A 14,045-nucleotide genomic window follows, 5' to 3' on the forward strand; every position below is an offset into this window, starting at 1 on the left:
CCCCATGGGCGTGACCAATCGGTTAGCCTGCTACTCCGACCCCGCTGATCATTATTCTCATCGGGTGCGCATCGTTCTCGCCGAGAAAGGTGTCGGCGTCGAGATCATCAGTGTCGAAGCCGGGCGCCAGCCGCCCAAGCTGCTGGAAGCCAACCCGTATGGCAGCGTACCGACCCTGGTTGATCGTGACCTGGCGTTGTATGAGTCGACCGTGGTGATGGAATACCTCGACGAGCGCTACCCGCACCCGCCGCTGTTGCCGGTCTACCCGGTGGCGCGTGCCAACAGCCGCCTGCTGATCCACCGTATCCAGCGTGACTGGTGTTCGCTGGTGGACCTGATTCTCGACCCGCGCAGCAAGGAGCCTGCCCGCGTGCAGGCGCGCAAGGAGCTGCGCGAGAGCCTTACCGGCGTTTCGCCGTTGTTCGCCGACAAGCCTTGTTTCCTGAGTGAGGAGCAAAGCCTGGTGGATTGTTGTCTATTGCCCATACTGTGGCGTTTGCCGGTATTGGGTATCGAACTGCCGCGGCCAGCCAAGCCGCTGCTCGATTACATGGAGCGTCAGTTTGCGCGGGAAGCCTTCAAGGCCAGCCTGTCCGCCGCTGAACGCGATATGCGTTAGGTTTTAAGGAGCCGTTGATGAACTCCAGTCGTCCGTATCTGGTGCGAGCCTTGTATGAGTGGATCGTGGACAACGATTGCACGCCGCACATGCTGGTCAATGCCGAGTACCCTGCGGTGCAGGTGCCTCAGGGCTTCGCCAGCGATGGCCAGATCGTTTTGAACGTGTCGCCCAATGCCGTGCGTCACTTGCACATGGATAACGAAGCCGTGAGCTTCGAGGGGCGTTTCGGTGGGGTTGCCCACACGCTGTACGTGCCTGCCGGCGCCATCCTGGGTATCTATGCCCGTGAGAATGGCCAGGGCATGGTGTTCGAGCTCGAGCCGCCACTGATGGAGGATGACGACCTCGAGGACGAGGGCGTCGAGCCGGATGATGACGGCCCGCCGAGTGGCGGGCAGCCGCCGCGGCCAAGTGGGCGGCCGAGCTTGAAAGTGGTGAAATGAAAAAAGGCGACCTTGCGGGGTCGCCTTTTTTTGGGCCTGTGTGCTTACAGGTCGGTGATGGTGCGCACCTGATCCTTGTTCACACGGGTGCGTTTGCCGTCGAGCTGCTGGAACTCGTAGAAGCCGGAGCTGCGTTCGAGTTTCGGCGCGTCGACCGCCTGGAACTCACGGCCATCATTGAGGGTGATCAGGCTTGGGGTGGAGCAGCCGGCCAGGGTGGCGAAGGTAGCGATCAGCAGGGTGGCGAACAGGCCGTTCTTCATGGGTATTCCTGTGGGGTGTCGGTGGGGGTTGCGGTGCGCCGGCGGCTTCACGCCCTTCACCGGCGAGGCCGGCGAAGGGCGTGAAGCCGCGGTCAGTCAATGTATTCGAACAGCTTGACGATCTTCTGCACACCCGACACGCCTTGCACCAGGTTGGTGGCCTGATTGGCTTCCTGCTGGGTCAGCAGGCCCAGCAGGTAGACGATGCCGTTCTCGGTCACCACCTTGATGCGCGAGCCGGGGATGTTGCTGTCGGTCAGCATCTGGGCCTTGATCTTGGTGGTCAGCCAGGCGTCATTGTTGCGCGCCAGCAGTGAGGAGGGCGGCAGCACCTGAAGTTCGTTGTGCACCTTCTTGACCCGCTGCACCTGACCGGCGGTCTGCTCGGCCAGGCTCTTGAGGTCGGCGCGCGGGGTCTGCCCGGCCAGCAGCACGATGCCGTTGAAGCTGGTGACGACGATGTGCGAGTTCTTGTCCAGGTCCGGGCTGGCCTTGGCCACGTTCACCGCTACCTTGGTTTCGATCAACGAGTCGTCGATCTTGCTGCCGAAGGTGCGGGTGCCGCGATCGTCCTCGATCGGGTTTTCGCGGCTGGCAGTAATCACCGAACTGCAGCCGGTGATGCTCAGGCACAGGGTCAGGGCCATCAGGCCAAGGCGATTAGGGGTCATTCTTCACTCCCGAACAATTGGCTGTCGATCAAGTCGCAAAGGCAGTGGATCGCCAGCAGGTGGACTTCCTGGATGCGTGCGGTGACGGTGGCCGGTACGCGAATCTCCACATCTTCGGGCAGCAGCAGCGAGGCCATGCCGCCGCCATCGCGTCCGGTCAGAGCTACGACAATCATTTCGCGATCATGTGCGGCCTGGATCGCCTGAATGATGTTCGCCGAGTTGCCGCTGGTGGAAATCGCCAGCAGCACGTCGCCCGGTTGGCCCAGGGCGCGGATCTGCTTGGAGAAGATCTCGTTGTAGCTGTAGTCGTTGGCGATCGAGGTAATGGTCGAGCTGTCGGTGGTCAGCGCGATGGCCGGTAGGCTCGGGCGCTCGCGCTCGAAGCGGTTGAGCAGTTCGGACGAGAAGTGCTGGGCATCGCCCGCCGAGCCGCCGTTGCCGCAGGCGAGCATCTTGCCCTCGTTGAGCAGCGCGTTGACCATCACCTGACTGGCTTGCTCGATGTGTGGTGCAAGGACTTCCATCGCCTGTTGCTTGGTGTTGATGCTGGCCTGGAAAAGCTGGCGAATTCGGGATTGCATGTCCATCTGTGTGACCTTAAGTGGGGCGGCTGGTCGGGCGTGTCGCAACGTCTTGAAGACCCTGCGGCACATGACTGTGCAGCCCGCGAAACAAAGAGCAAAAAAGTTGAGTGGGTAACGGATGCATCAAGCGGGGCGGGTTCAACTGTCGAAAGCGTTCTTCAGCCAGTCGAGCGGTGTGCCCGAGTGGCCGCGGCCCTGCAGGGCAATCACGTCGAAACGACAGGGCTGGTTGGCCCAGCGCGCCTCCTGCTGCAGAAAATACTGGGCCGCTAGCACCAGTTTTTGCTGTTTGCGGGTATCGACGCTGGCCAGTGCTCCGCCAAAGCCCGCGTGCAGCCGGTAGCGGACTTCGACGAATACTACTGTATCGCCGTCAAGCATGACCAGATCAAGCTCGCCGCGTTTGCATCGCCAGTTCTGCGCCAGCAACTGCAGGCCCTGCGCCTGAAGGTAATGCAGGGCCTGCTGTTCGGCCGCGATACCCGCGGCCTGGCGAGAACCGTCGGGCATCAGCGCGGGGTGTCCGGCAGGCGCTTGACCTGACCGCCGGTGAACTCGGCCCATGGCAACTGGCGTTCGATGCGTTGGTTGGCGTTCATGCTCAGGCTGCCGGACAGGCCTTCGATACGGTTGTCCGGCAGTGCCTTGAGCTGGCCCAGGCGCGGCGCGAGGCTGTAGGCATCGGCACCCATCGCGTACAAGCGACCGATGCTGCCGGCCGCTTGCGGCCACTGGCGTACCACCTGCTGGCGCAGGCTGTTGCCGGTGTCGAGCAGCCACGGCGTTTCGCAGAAGCGAATGCCGTTCATGTCGTTGTACTCGTTGACGTTGCCGCTGGCGCTGTACACGTTGGAGGTGGCGTACACCGGTACGTCACCGGCGTACTGGAAGTTCAGTGTCGGCTTGATCTGCTGGGCCTGGGTCGGGGTTGCGGCCAGGAAGATGAAATCGATGTCCTGGCGACGCGATGGCTGTGCCGAGACACTGCCGCCCACGGTGCTCTGCAGGCTCTTGGCGCGGCCTTCGCTCTGGCGCAGCTGGAACAGGTCGGCGATCTGCTGGGCCAGGGCTACCGGCTGCGACACGTGGGCAGCGGCAATCAGGGTGCCGCCCTTGGCTTCCCAGTCCTGGCGGAAGGCCTTGAGTACGCGATCGCCCCATTCGCCGCTCGGCACCAGGGCCACGGCACGACGCATGCCGTCGGCCTGGGCGCGGCGCGAGACTTCGCGGGCTTCGTCTTCGGCGGCCAGGCCGAACTGGAACAGTTGCGCCGGGCCGGTCTGGCCGGCGTCGCTGTAGTTCAGTGCCAGGGTGGTGATCGGCAGTTGCGGGTAGGCGCTCAACTGCTTGACCAGGTTCTTCTCGAGCGGGCCTACCACCAGCTGGACGCCGCTGGCCTGGGCCTTGCGGTAGAAGTCATCGAGGGAGGTCAGGCGCGAGCTGTCGAAGACTTCGACCGAAGGCGGCTTCTGGCCGGCCTGCTGGGCCTGGAAGTGCGCCGCCATGAAGCCGTCGCGCAGGGCGCGGGCGACACCTGCCAGCGGGCCTTCCTGGGGCAGCAGCAGGGCGATCTTGGTCAGCGGCTGGCTGGCCAGTTCCTTGAGTTTGAGCAGGGGCTGTGGCAGTTGCACGGCGGCAGGGTGGCCGGGGTGCTGGTTGCGCCAGCTTTCGATGGCGGCCTGCTGCTGTTCGAGGGTGCCGGCGCTCTTGACGGCCAGGGCCAGGCTGGTCCAGCCGGCCATCACGTCGGTGCCGGTGCCTTGCAGTTGTTCGGTGGGCAGGGCGGCAACCAGGTTCCAGATGGCCTCGTGGTTGGCACTGGCGGCGGCGCCGCTGAGCAGGGGAGCCATGGCGACGCGCTGTTGCGCGGCAGCCAGGGTCTGGCCATCGGCTTCCAGGGCGGCGGCATGCACGCTGCGGGTGCGCACCTGAAGCTCGGGCGGCAGTTCGTCCAACCGGGCCAGGCTCGGGTGGCTCAGGGCGGTGAGGGCGGCCTTGGGCTGGTTGCGGCTCATCGCCAGCTCGGCGCCAAGGGTGCTGGCGAACACTTGCTGGGCCGGCTTGAGGGTGTCCAGTGGCACCTGCTCGAGGATCCGCGAGGCCCGTGCGAAGTCTTTCTGGTGGTAGGCCAGGTCAGCGGCGCTCAGGCGCAGCAGTGCAGCCTTTTCAGGTGTCTTGCTGGTGGCGGCCTGGTCGAGCAGTTGCTCGATGCTGGCATCCGGAGTGCGCGGCAGCTCACCCAGGCTGGACGAGGGCGAACTGGCGCAGGCTGCCAGCAGGGCAGCGAGGCAGAGGGCTGAGAGCAGCCGCAGGCAAGCGATCATGTAAAAATCCTGTTACTCGATCAAATTAACCTGCAATTGTACCCAAGCGCTGGCCGGGGCGCGATCTTGCTGGCGTTAATCCTTCAATATAGGTCGCCCTGCGCAGGCGTGCCGCCGCTGTGGGTAACGCATTGTTGCCGCCTTACGGGCTACAATGGCGCTTTGTTCTCTATTTACAGGTGTGTGCTGTGACCGATGCTCCAGGTGCTTCCAATTCCACTGCCGGCAAGCTTTTCGTGGTGGCTACGCCCATTGGCAACCTGGATGACATGAGCGCCCGGGCCTTGAAGGTGCTGCGCGAGGCGGCGCTGATCGCGGCCGAGGACACGCGCCACTCGGTCCGCCTGCTGCAGCACTTCGGCATCAACACGCCGCTGGCCGCCTGTCACGAGCACAACGAGCGCGACGAGGGCAGCCGCTTCATCACGCGCCTGCTGGCCGGCGACGATGTGGCGTTGATCTCCGATGCCGGTACGCCGCTGATCTCTGACCCGGGCTACCATCTGGTGCGCCAGGCGCGAGCGGCGGGCATCGATGTGGTGCCGGTACCGGGCGCCTGCGCACTGATCGCGGCGTTGTCGGCGGCGGGCCTGCCGTCCGACCGGTTCATCTTCGAGGGTTTTCTGCCGGCCAAGGCGGTAGGTCGCCGCGCGCGCCTGAGCCAGGTCAAGGAAGAACCCCGTACGCTGATTTTCTATGAGGCGCCGCACCGCATTCTGGAGTGTCTGCAGGACATGGAGGCGGTGTTTGGCGGCGAACGGCCGGCGTTGCTGGCTCGTGAGCTGACCAAGACCTTCGAGACCCTGAAGGGGCTGCCCCTGGCCGAGCTGCGCGCGTTTGTCGAAAACGACAGCAATCAGCAGCGTGGGGAGTGCGTGGTGCTGGTGGCGGGCTGGACCGCCCCGGAGAACGAAGAGGCCGTGAGCAGCGAAGTGATGCGCGTGCTTGATCTTCTGCTGGCAGAGATGCCGCTCAAGCGTGCAGCAGCCCTGGCGGCGGAAATTACCGGGGTGCGGAAGAATGTTTTGTATCAAATAGCGTTGGAAAAACAGAAAGACCACTAATGTCATAGTGATATTATTTGTTTTATCGCTTGTTCTCGGGGCCCGCTGCCGTTAACCTTTGCGGCGGAGAGTCGATTGGACAGTCGCTGCCTTCTTTTGTTCCGCAAAAGAGGGGGGAGGAAAGTCCGGGCTCCATAGGGCGGAGTGCCAGGTAATGCCTGGGGGGCGTGAGCCTACGGAAAGTGCCACAGAAAATAACCGCCTAAGCACTTCGGTGCCGGTAAGGGTGAAAAGGTGCGGTAAGAGCGCACCGCACGGCTGGCAACAGTCCGTGGCTAGGTAAACCCCACTCGGAGCAAGACCAAATAGGGTTCCATATGGCGCGGCCCGCGTTGGAACCGGGTAGGTTGCTAAAGGCGTCCAGTGATGGCCGTCGTAGAGGAATGACTGTCCTCGACAGAACCCGGCTTACAGATCGACTCTCCACCTTTTCCCTTCCTGCTTGATTCGATAGCAGATGTGTTCTGGTAATACCAAAAAAATCTTACTCTTCATAAATCACTTTAACTTTGCACTCTATCCGTTTGAGTGAATTTGCCTTTCCCCGTCAAAACCCCTCTCGATTCTCCTCTTTGTATCGCCTTGTTGCTCTAAATCGCCGATCTGTAAGGGTTTTCCTTATAAGCGCGCCTTGACGGTGTGGTGGGCGGATTCCTATAGTGTGCGCAAGTGGCGGAAAGTGGCATGAAGTGGGTTTTCAGACACAAAAAAGCTAACATTTAGGGAAGTGCAGCCGTGTTTCGCGGAGCCAACGCAATCAACCTCGACGCAAAAGGCCGTCTCGCAATGCCGAGCCGGTACCGTGACGAGCTCGATTCGCGCAGTTCCGGGCAGTTGATCGTGACGATCGACGCGGTTGATCCCTGCTTGTGCGTGTATCCGCTGGATGAGTGGGAACTGATCGAAGCCAAGCTGCGTGCCTTGCCGTCGTTACGCGAAGAGAACCGTCGCCTGCAGCGTCTGCTGATCGGCAATGCGGTGGATCTGGAGCTCGACGGCAGTGGGCGTTTCCTGGTGCCACCGCGTCTGCGCGAGTACGCCAAGCTGGACAAGCGGGCGATGCTGGTGGGGCAACTGAACAAATTCCAACTGTGGGACGAGGACGCCTGGAACGCTGTTGCTGCAGCTGACCTGGTGGCCATTCAACAACCGGGCGCGATGCCTGATGAACTGCGTGATCTGATCCTGTGACTATAGATAGTGGCTTCAAACACATCACCGTACTGCTTGACGAAGCCGTCGAGGCTCTCGCCGTACGCGCCGATGGCTGCTATCTGGATGGCACCTTCGGGCGTGGCGGGCACAGTCGGCTGATTCTCCAGCACCTGGGGCCGCAGGGTCGGCTGCTGGGGTTCGACAAGGACCCACAAGCGATTGCCACCGGGCAAGCGCTGGCGGCCGAAGACGGCCGCTTTGTCATTGTGCAGCGCAGTTTCGCCGAGCTGGGCGCCGAAGTGGCCGAGCGGGGCCTGTCCGGCAAGGTCAATGGCATCCTGCTCGACCTGGGCGTGTCCTCGCCGCAGCTCGATGACCCCGAGCGCGGCTTCAGTTTCATGAACGACGGCCCGCTGGACATGCGCATGGACCCGAGTCGTGGCGTCAGCGCCGCCGAATTCATCGCCACCGCGCCGGCCGAAGAAATCGCCCGCGTGTTCAAGGAGTACGGCGAAGAGCGTTTCGCCAAGCGCATGGCCAACGCCGTGGTCGCCCGTCGCGAGCAGCAACCCTTTACCCGTACCGCCGACCTCGCCGAAGTGCTCAAGGTCGCCAACCCCGCGTGGGAAAAGGGCAAGAACCCCGCCACCCGTGCTTTCCAGGGGCTGCGCATTCACGTCAACAACGAGCTGGGCGACCTCGAAGCCGGGCTCGAGGCTGCCCTCGATACGCTCGAGATCGGTGGCCGTCTGGTGGTCATCAGCTTCCATTCGCTGGAAGACCGCATCGTCAAGCTGTTCATGCGCAAGCTGGCCAAGGGAGAGGCCGACAACCTGCCACGCAACCTGCCGGTACAACACAAGCCCTTCGAGCCCAAGATCAAGGTCCATGGCAAGGCGCAGTTCGCCTCCGAGGCCGAGCTCAAGGCCAACCCGCGCTCGCGTAGTGCGGTCATGCGTGTGGCGGAGAAGCTGCGTTGAGCAGGCTTTTCGCCAAGCCTTTGCCAGGCGGCAGCTTCCTGATGCTGCTGCTGTTCATTGGCGTGCTCGTTTCGTCGGTGGCGGTGTCCTACAGTGCGCACTGGAACCGCCAGTTGCTCAATACCCTGTACGGCGAGCTCAACGAACGCGACAAGGCGCAGGCCGAGTGGGGCCGGTTGATTCTGGAGCAGAGCACCTGGACCGCCCACAGCCGCATCGAGAACCTGGCCAGCGAACAGCTGCACATGCGCATTCCCGCCGCTGACGAAGTACGGATGGTGGCGCCATGATGAAACTTGAAGGCGCACTCTACCCGTGGCGGTTCCGCGTTGTGGTCGGCCTGCTGGTGATCATGGTGGGGGCCATTGCCTGGCGTATCGTCGACCTGCAGGTGGTCGACCGCGACTTCCTCAAGGGGCAGGGCGATGCCCGCAGCCTGCGTCACATTCCGATTCCTGCGCACCGCGGGCTGATCACCGACCGCAACGGCGAGCCGCTGGCCGTGAGTACGCCGGTCACCACCCTGTGGGCCAACCCCAAGGAAATGCAGGCTGCCAAGGACCGCTGGCCGGCGCTTGCCGCCGCGCTCAAGCAGAACCCGCAGCAACTGGCCGAGCGCCTCGAACAGCAGGCCAACAAGGAATTCATCTACCTGGTCCGCGGCCTTACCCCGGAGCAGGGCCAGGTGGTGCTCGACCTCAAGGTGCCCGGCGTGTACGGCATTGAAGAGTTCCGCCGCTTCTATCCCGCCGGCGATGTCGCTGCGCACATGGTCGGGTTCACCGACCTCGACGATCACGGTCGCGAGGGGGTGGAACTCGCCTACGACGAGTGGCTGGCCGGGGTGCCCGGCAAGCGGCAGGTGATCAAGGACCGGCGCGGCCGGCTGATCAAGGACGTACAGGTCACCAAGAACGCCAAGGCCGGCAAGACCTTGGCGTTGTCCATCGACCTGCGTCTGCAGTACCTGGCCACCCGCGAACTGCGTAACGCGATTGCCGAACAGGAAGCCAAGGCCGGTAGCCTGGTGATCATGGATGTGAAGACCGGCGAAGTGCTGGCCATGGTCAACCAGCCCACCTACAACCCCAACAACCGCCGCCGCATGTTCCCGGCGGCGATGCGCAACCGTGCCATCATCGACGTGTTCGAGCCGGGTTCCACGGTCAAGCCTTTCTCCATGAGCGCCGCCCTGCAAAGTGGGCGCTGGAAGCCGACCGACAAAGTCGAGGTCTATCCGGGCACCCTGCAGCTGGGCCGCTACACCATTCGTGACGTGTCCAGGAGCGAAGGCCCGATCCTCGACCTGACCGGCATCCTGATCAACTCCAGTAACGTGGGCATGAGCAAGATCGCCTTCGATATCGGTGGCGAGTCCATCTACCGCGTGATGTCGCAACTGGGCCTGGGCCAGTACACCGGCCTGGGCTTCCCGGGCGAGCGTGTCGGCAACCTGCCCAACCACCGCGAGTGGCGCAAGGCCGAGACCGCGACCCTGTCCTACGGCTACGGCCTGTCGGTGACCGCGTTGCAGCTGGTGCATGCCTACGCCGCGCTGGCCAACAACGGCAAGATGGTACCGCTGAGCATTCTCAAGGTGGACAAGACCCCGGAAGCCACCCAGGTGGTGCCCGAGGATACCGCCAAGACCATCCAGGGCATGCTGCAGCAGGTCATCGAAGCGCCACGTGGCGTGTTCCGTGCGCAGGTGCCTTCCTATCACGTGGGCGGCAAGTCGGGTACGGCCCGTAAGGCCACGGTCGGTTCCAAGGGCTACACCGAGAACGCCTACCGCTCGCTGTTCACCGGCTTCGGCCCGATGAGCGATCCGCGCTATGCCATCGTGGTGGTGATCGACGAGCCGAGCAAGGGTGGCTACTTCGGCGGCCTGGTATCGGCGCCGGTATTCAGCAAGGTCATGTCCGGCACCCTGCGACTGATGAACGTGCCGCCAGACAACCTGCCGGCTCCTACTCCACAGCAGCAGGCCGGTGCTGCGCCCGCCAAGGGAGGGCGCGGTTGATGTCGATGCCATTGAGTAAGCTGTTTGCCCTGAGCGGCAACAACGACCCGTTGATCCGTGAACTGACCCTGGACAGCCGCAAGGTCCGCGCCGGGGACTTGTTCCTGGCGGTGCCGGGTGCGCGTGTCGACGGCCGCGAGCATATTGCCGATGCGCTCAAGCGCGGCGCGGCAGCCGTGGCCTATGAAGTGCAGAACACCACCGTGCTGCCGATCACCGATGTGCCGATGATTCCGGTCAAGGGCCTGATTGCCCAGCTGTCGGATATCGCGGGGCGCTTCTATGGCGAGCCGAGCCGCCAGCTCGAGCTGATCGGCGTGACCGGCACCAACGGCAAGACCAGCGTCACCCAGCTGGTGGCCCAGGCGCTCGACCTGCTGGGCCAGCACTGCGGCCTGATCGGCACCCTGGGTACCGGTTTCTACGGCCAGCTGCAAAGTGGCCGGCTGACCACGCCAGATCCGATTGCCGTGCAGTCGACCCTGGGCGACCTGAAGAAGGCTGGCGCCAAGGCCGTGGCCATGGAAGTGTCCTCCCATGCGCTGGAACAGGGCCGGGTAGCGGCACTGGCCTTCGACATCGTGGTAATGACCAACCTGTCACGCGATCACCTGGACTACCACGGCAGCATGGAGGCCTACCAGGCCGCCAAGGCGCGCCTGTTCGCCTGGCCCGACCTGCGCTCGCGGGTGGTCAATCTGGACGATGCCTTCGGGCGTGAGCTGGCGGCGCAGAAGGGTGATTCGCGCCTGATCAGCTATAGCCTCGTCGACGCTGCCGCCTCGCTGTACTGCCGCGAAGCGAAGTTCGACGACGATGGCGTGCGTGCGGTGCTGGTGACGGCACAGGGCGAGCATATGCTGCGCAGCCGCCTGCTCGGGCGCTTCAACCTCAGCAACATGCTGGCCGCGGTCGGCACGCTGATGGCGATGGATCATCCGCTGGACGAAATTCTCAAGGTCACGCCGCAGCTCGAAGGCCCCGTAGGGCGCATGCAGCGCCTGGGCGGTGGCAGCAAGCCGTTGGTGGTGGTCGATTACGCCCACACCCCCGATGCCCTGGAAAAGGTCCTCGAAGCCCTGCGTCCCCATGCACAAGGCAAGCTGTTGTGCCTGTTCGGCTGCGGCGGCGACCGCGATCGCGGCAAGCGCCCGCTGATGGCCGAAGTGGCCGAGCGCCTGGCCGACCGCGTGCTGGTCACCGACGACAACCCGCGCAGCGAGGCGCCCCAGCAGATTTTCGACGATATCCGCCCAGGCTTCGCCCGGGGTGAAAGCGTCGAGTTCATCGCCGGCCGTGGCCCGGCGATTGCGCACCTGATTGCCACCGCCGCTGCCGACGACGTCATCGTGCTGGCGGGCAAGGGGCACGAGGATTACCAGGAGATCAACGGCGAGCGCCATGACTTCTCCGACCTGGTCGAGGCCGAGAGAGCCCTGGCAGCCTGGGAGGCCCCGAATGCTTGAGTCAATGTCCCTCAGCCAGTTGGTAGCGCCGCTGCAGGGCCGCCTGCATGGCCAGGATGCAACCTTCGATGGCGTCAGCATCGACAGCCGCGCGATCACCCCTGGCCAGTTGTTCGTCGCCCTGGCCGGGCCGCGTTTCGACGGTCACGATTACCTGGACGAAGTGGCAGCCAAGGGCGCCGTCGCGGCGCTGGTGCAGCACGAAGTGCCGGGCAGCAACCTGCCGCAACTGGTGGTTGCCGATACCCGCCTGGGCCTGGGCCAGTTGGGGGCGCTCAATCGCGCCGCCTTCGACAAGCCGGTTGCCGCAATCACCGGCTCCAGTGGCAAGACCACGGTCAAGGAGATGCTGGCCAGCATCCTGCGCACCCGCGGGCCGGTACTGGCCACCCGTGGCAACCTCAACAACGACTTCGGCGCACCGCTGACCCTGCTGGAGCTGGCCCCGCACCATACGGCGGCGGTCATCGAGCTGGGCGCCTCGCGCATCGGCGAAATCGCCTACACCGTCGGCCTGACCCAGCCGCAGGTGGTGATCATCAACAACGCCGGTACCGCTCATGTGGGTGAGTTCGGCGGGCCGGAGAAAATCGTCGAAGCCAAGGGCGAGATCCTCGAAGGCCTGGGCCAGGATGGCGTGGCGGTATTGAACCTGGATGACAAGGCGTTCGGCATCTGGAAGCAGCGCGCCGGCCATCACCCTGTGAACACTTTCGCCCTGGCCAATGCCGACGCAGATTTTCATGCCACCGACATTCGTCACGACGAACGCGGCTGCCCCGGTTTCGAATTGCGCAGCCCGCTGGGCAACGCCCGCGTCCAGCTCAACCTGCTGGGCACTCACAATGTCAGCAACGCCCTGGCCGCCGCGGCTGCCGCACAGGCTTTCGGCGTGACACTGGAAGGCATCGTCGAGGGTCTTGACGCGGTGCAGCCGGTCAAGGGCCGCACCGTGGTGCACATGGCGCCCACCGGTGTGCGCGTGATCGACGACAGTTACAACGCAAACCCCACCTCCATGTGCGCTGCCGTTGATATACTCGCCGGCTTTTCCGGGCGTACCGTCCTGGTGCTCGGGGATATCGGCGAATTGGGCCAGTGGGCCGAGGAAGGGCATCGGCAGGTCGGCGCATACGCCAAGGGCAAGGTTGCAGCACTTTATGCCGTGGGCCCGATGATGGCCGAAGCGGTCAAGGCATTTGGCACCGGGGCCCATCATTTCGCCACTCAAGCTGACTTGATCGACGCCGTTCGCGTCGAGCAGGCCAACAACACCACCATTTTGATCAAGGGTTCGCGCAGCGCTGCGATGGAAAACGTCGTGGCGGCCTTGTGCGGTTCCAGCGGGGAGAAACATTAATGCTGCTGCTGCTGGCTGAGTATCTGCAACAGTTCTACAAAGGCTTCGCGGTCTTTCAGTACCTGACCCTGCGCGGGATTCTGGGTGTACTGACCGCGTTGTCGCTGGCCCTGTGGTTGGGCCCCTGGATGATTCGTACCCTGCAGATTCGCCAGATCGGTCAAGCCGTGCGCAATGACGGCCCGCAATCGCACCTCTCCAAGTCCGGCACCCCGACCATGGGCGGTGCGCTGATTCTGTCCGCCATCGGCGTGAGCACGCTGCTGTGGGCCGACCTGACCAACCGTTATGTGTGGGTGGTGCTGATCGTCACCCTGCTGTTCGGCGCCATCGGCTGGGTCGACGACTACCGCAAGGTGATCGAGAAGAACTCGCGTGGCCTGCCAAGCCGCTGGAAGTACTTCTGGCAATCGGTGTTCGGCCTGGGCGCGGCGATCTTCCTGTACATGACCGCGCCCACCAGCGTGGAAACCACCCTGATCGTGCCGATGCTCAAGGATGTCACCATCCCGCTGGGCATCGGCTTCGTGGTGCTGACCTATTTCGTCATCGTGGGCTCGAGCAACGCGGTCAACCTGACCGACGGCCTGGACGGCCTGGCGATCATGCCGACGGTGATGGTCGGTGGTGCGCTGGGTATCTTCTGCTACCTGTCGGGCAACGTGAAGTTCGCCGAATACCTGCTGATCCCCTACGTGCCGGGCGCCGGCGAGCTGATCGTGTTCTGCGGCGCGCTGATCGGCGCGGGCCTGGGCTTTCTGTGGTTCAACACCTACCCGGCGCAGGTGTTCATGGGTGACGTCGGCGCCCTGGCCCTGGGTGCCGCGTTGGGCACCATTGCCGTGATCGTGCGTCAGGAGATCGTGCTGTTCATCATGGGCGGCGTGTTCGTGATGGAGACCCTGTCGGTGGTGATCCAGGTGGCCTCCTTCAAGCTGACCGGCAAGCGCGTGTTTCGCATGGCACCGATCCACCACCACTTTGAACTCAAGGGTTGGCCCGAGCCTCGGGTGATCGTCCGCTTCTGGATCATCACCGTGATTCTCGTGCTGTTCGGCCTTGCCACCCTGAAACTGAGGTAGAA

General features: G+C 63.8%; 15 protein-coding genes and 1 other RNA gene. 11 read left to right on the forward strand and 5 right to left on the reverse strand.

Features of this window, described 5'->3' with window-relative positions; translation table 11 throughout:
• The first annotated feature begins 4 nt into the window (after positions 1 to 4).
• On the forward strand, positions 5 to 622 hold the full coding sequence (locus MF6396_RS00780; RefSeq protein WP_043862050.1) for a glutathione S-transferase N-terminal domain-containing protein: 618 nt from the start codon (positions 5 to 7) through the stop codon (positions 620 to 622).
• A 17-nt stretch (positions 623 to 639) separates the two neighbouring features.
• The gene (locus tag MF6396_RS00785; protein ID WP_043862051.1) at positions 640 to 1,068 is read left to right on the forward strand and encodes a ClpXP protease specificity-enhancing factor; all 429 of its coding nucleotides are present in this window, start codon (positions 640 to 642) and stop codon (positions 1,066 to 1,068) included.
• A gap of 44 nt (positions 1,069 to 1,112) precedes the next feature.
• Here MF6396_RS00785 and MF6396_RS00790 read toward each other — a convergent pair whose 3' ends face one another.
• The 5 genes from MF6396_RS00790 to MF6396_RS00810 form a co-directional block, all read right to left on the reverse strand.
• Positions 1,113 to 1,331, reverse strand: a complete 219-nt coding sequence (locus tag MF6396_RS00790; protein WP_043862052.1) for a YgdI/YgdR family lipoprotein — start codon at positions 1,329 to 1,331, stop codon at positions 1,113 to 1,115.
• Positions 1,332 to 1,423: 92 nt separating this feature from the next.
• Positions 1,424 to 2,002, reverse strand: coding sequence for a BON domain-containing protein (locus MF6396_RS00795; protein ID WP_043862053.1), 579 nt, complete (start codon positions 2,000 to 2,002; stop codon positions 1,424 to 1,426).
• Positions 1,999 to 2,592 (reverse strand): phosphoheptose isomerase, encoded by a 594-nt coding sequence (locus MF6396_RS00800; RefSeq protein ID WP_043862054.1) that lies wholly within the window; start codon positions 2,590 to 2,592, stop codon positions 1,999 to 2,001. The genes MF6396_RS00795 and MF6396_RS00800 overlap by 4 nt, the downstream gene beginning before the upstream one ends.
• 135 nt (positions 2,593 to 2,727) lie before the next feature.
• The gene (locus MF6396_RS00805) at positions 2,728 to 3,099 is read right to left on the reverse strand and encodes a YraN family protein (protein ID WP_043862055.1); all 372 of its coding nucleotides are present in this window, start codon (positions 3,097 to 3,099) and stop codon (positions 2,728 to 2,730) included.
• A complete protein-coding gene (locus tag MF6396_RS00810; RefSeq protein ID WP_078479518.1) occupies positions 3,099 to 4,913 on the reverse strand; it encodes a penicillin-binding protein activator in 1,815 nt (604 codons plus the stop codon). The genes MF6396_RS00805 and MF6396_RS00810 overlap by 1 nt, the downstream gene beginning before the upstream one ends.
• A 188-nt stretch (positions 4,914 to 5,101) precedes the next feature.
• Between MF6396_RS00810 and rsmI the strand changes: the two genes are divergently transcribed.
• The 9 genes from rsmI to mraY all read left to right on the forward strand — a co-directional run bounded on the left by rsmI (position 5,102) and on the right by mraY (position 14,043).
• A complete protein-coding gene (gene rsmI, locus MF6396_RS00815; protein ID WP_043862057.1) occupies positions 5,102 to 5,977 on the forward strand; it encodes a 16S rRNA (cytidine(1402)-2'-O)-methyltransferase in 876 nt (291 codons plus the stop codon).
• Positions 5,978 to 6,044: 67 nt separating this feature from the next.
• Positions 6,045 to 6,404, forward strand: an RNA gene (gene rnpB / locus MF6396_RS00820) — RNase P RNA component class A.
• Positions 6,405 to 6,712: 308 nt separating this feature from the next.
• Entirely contained in the window at positions 6,713 to 7,168 is a 456-nt protein-coding gene (gene mraZ / locus MF6396_RS00825) for a division/cell wall cluster transcriptional repressor MraZ (RefSeq protein ID WP_043862058.1), read from the forward strand.
• Entirely contained in the window at positions 7,165 to 8,112 is a 948-nt protein-coding gene (gene rsmH / locus MF6396_RS00830; protein ID WP_043862059.1) for a 16S rRNA (cytosine(1402)-N(4))-methyltransferase RsmH, read from the forward strand. Before mraZ ends, rsmH begins: the two co-directional genes overlap by 4 nt.
• A complete protein-coding gene (gene ftsL, locus MF6396_RS00835) occupies positions 8,109 to 8,402 on the forward strand; it encodes a cell division protein FtsL (RefSeq protein WP_043862060.1) in 294 nt (97 codons plus the stop codon). Before rsmH ends, ftsL begins: the two co-directional genes overlap by 4 nt.
• Positions 8,402 to 10,135, forward strand: a complete 1,734-nt coding sequence (locus MF6396_RS00840; RefSeq protein WP_177346312.1) for a peptidoglycan D,D-transpeptidase FtsI family protein — start codon at positions 8,402 to 8,404, stop codon at positions 10,133 to 10,135. Before ftsL ends, MF6396_RS00840 begins: the two co-directional genes overlap by 1 nt.
• Positions 10,135 to 11,601 carry a UDP-N-acetylmuramoyl-L-alanyl-D-glutamate--2,6-diaminopimelate ligase gene (locus tag MF6396_RS00845; protein ID WP_078479520.1) on the forward strand — a complete coding sequence of 489 codons (1,467 nt, stop codon included), beginning with the start codon at positions 10,135 to 10,137 and terminating at the stop codon, positions 11,599 to 11,601. Before MF6396_RS00840 ends, MF6396_RS00845 begins: the two co-directional genes overlap by 1 nt.
• Positions 11,594 to 12,961, forward strand: coding sequence for a UDP-N-acetylmuramoyl-tripeptide--D-alanyl-D-alanine ligase (locus MF6396_RS00850; protein ID WP_078479521.1), 1,368 nt, complete (start codon positions 11,594 to 11,596; stop codon positions 12,959 to 12,961). The genes MF6396_RS00845 and MF6396_RS00850 overlap by 8 nt, the downstream gene beginning before the upstream one ends.
• A complete protein-coding gene (mraY, locus tag MF6396_RS00855; protein WP_043862064.1) occupies positions 12,961 to 14,043 on the forward strand; it encodes a phospho-N-acetylmuramoyl-pentapeptide-transferase in 1,083 nt (360 codons plus the stop codon). The genes MF6396_RS00850 and mraY overlap by 1 nt, the downstream gene beginning before the upstream one ends.
• Positions 14,044 to 14,045 lie beyond the last annotated feature (2 nt).

The organism is Pseudomonas sp. MF6396 (genome assembly GCF_002018915.1).
GTDB lineage: Bacteria > Pseudomonadota > Gammaproteobacteria > Pseudomonadales > Pseudomonadaceae > Aquipseudomonas > Aquipseudomonas palmensis.

Coding starts and splice junctions, on each gene's coding strand:
- MF6396_RS00780 (WP_043862050.1), top strand. CDS start 5: ATGGGCGTGACCAATCGGTTAGCCTGCTACTCCGACCCCGCTGATCAT.
- MF6396_RS00785 (WP_043862051.1), top strand. CDS start 640: ATGAACTCCAGTCGTCCGTATCTGGTGCGAGCCTTGTATGAGTGGATC.
- MF6396_RS00790 (WP_043862052.1), bottom strand. CDS start 1,331: ATGAAGAACGGCCTGTTCGCCACCCTGCTGATCGCTACCTTCGCCACC.
- MF6396_RS00795 (WP_043862053.1), bottom strand. CDS start 2,002: ATGACCCCTAATCGCCTTGGCCTGATGGCCCTGACCCTGTGCCTGAGC.
- MF6396_RS00800 (WP_043862054.1), bottom strand. CDS start 2,592: ATGGACATGCAATCCCGAATTCGCCAGCTTTTCCAGGCCAGCATCAAC.
- MF6396_RS00805 (WP_043862055.1), bottom strand. CDS start 3,099: ATGCCCGACGGTTCTCGCCAGGCCGCGGGTATCGCGGCCGAACAGCAG.
- MF6396_RS00810 (WP_078479518.1), bottom strand. CDS start 4,913: ATGATCGCTTGCCTGCGGCTGCTCTCAGCCCTCTGCCTCGCTGCCCTG.
- MF6396_RS00840 (WP_177346312.1), top strand. CDS start 8,402: ATGAAACTTGAAGGCGCACTCTACCCGTGGCGGTTCCGCGTTGTGGTC.
- MF6396_RS00845 (WP_078479520.1), top strand. CDS start 10,135: ATGTCGATGCCATTGAGTAAGCTGTTTGCCCTGAGCGGCAACAACGAC.
- MF6396_RS00850 (WP_078479521.1), top strand. CDS start 11,594: ATGCTTGAGTCAATGTCCCTCAGCCAGTTGGTAGCGCCGCTGCAGGGC.
- mraY (WP_043862064.1), top strand. CDS start 12,961: ATGCTGCTGCTGCTGGCTGAGTATCTGCAACAGTTCTACAAAGGCTTC.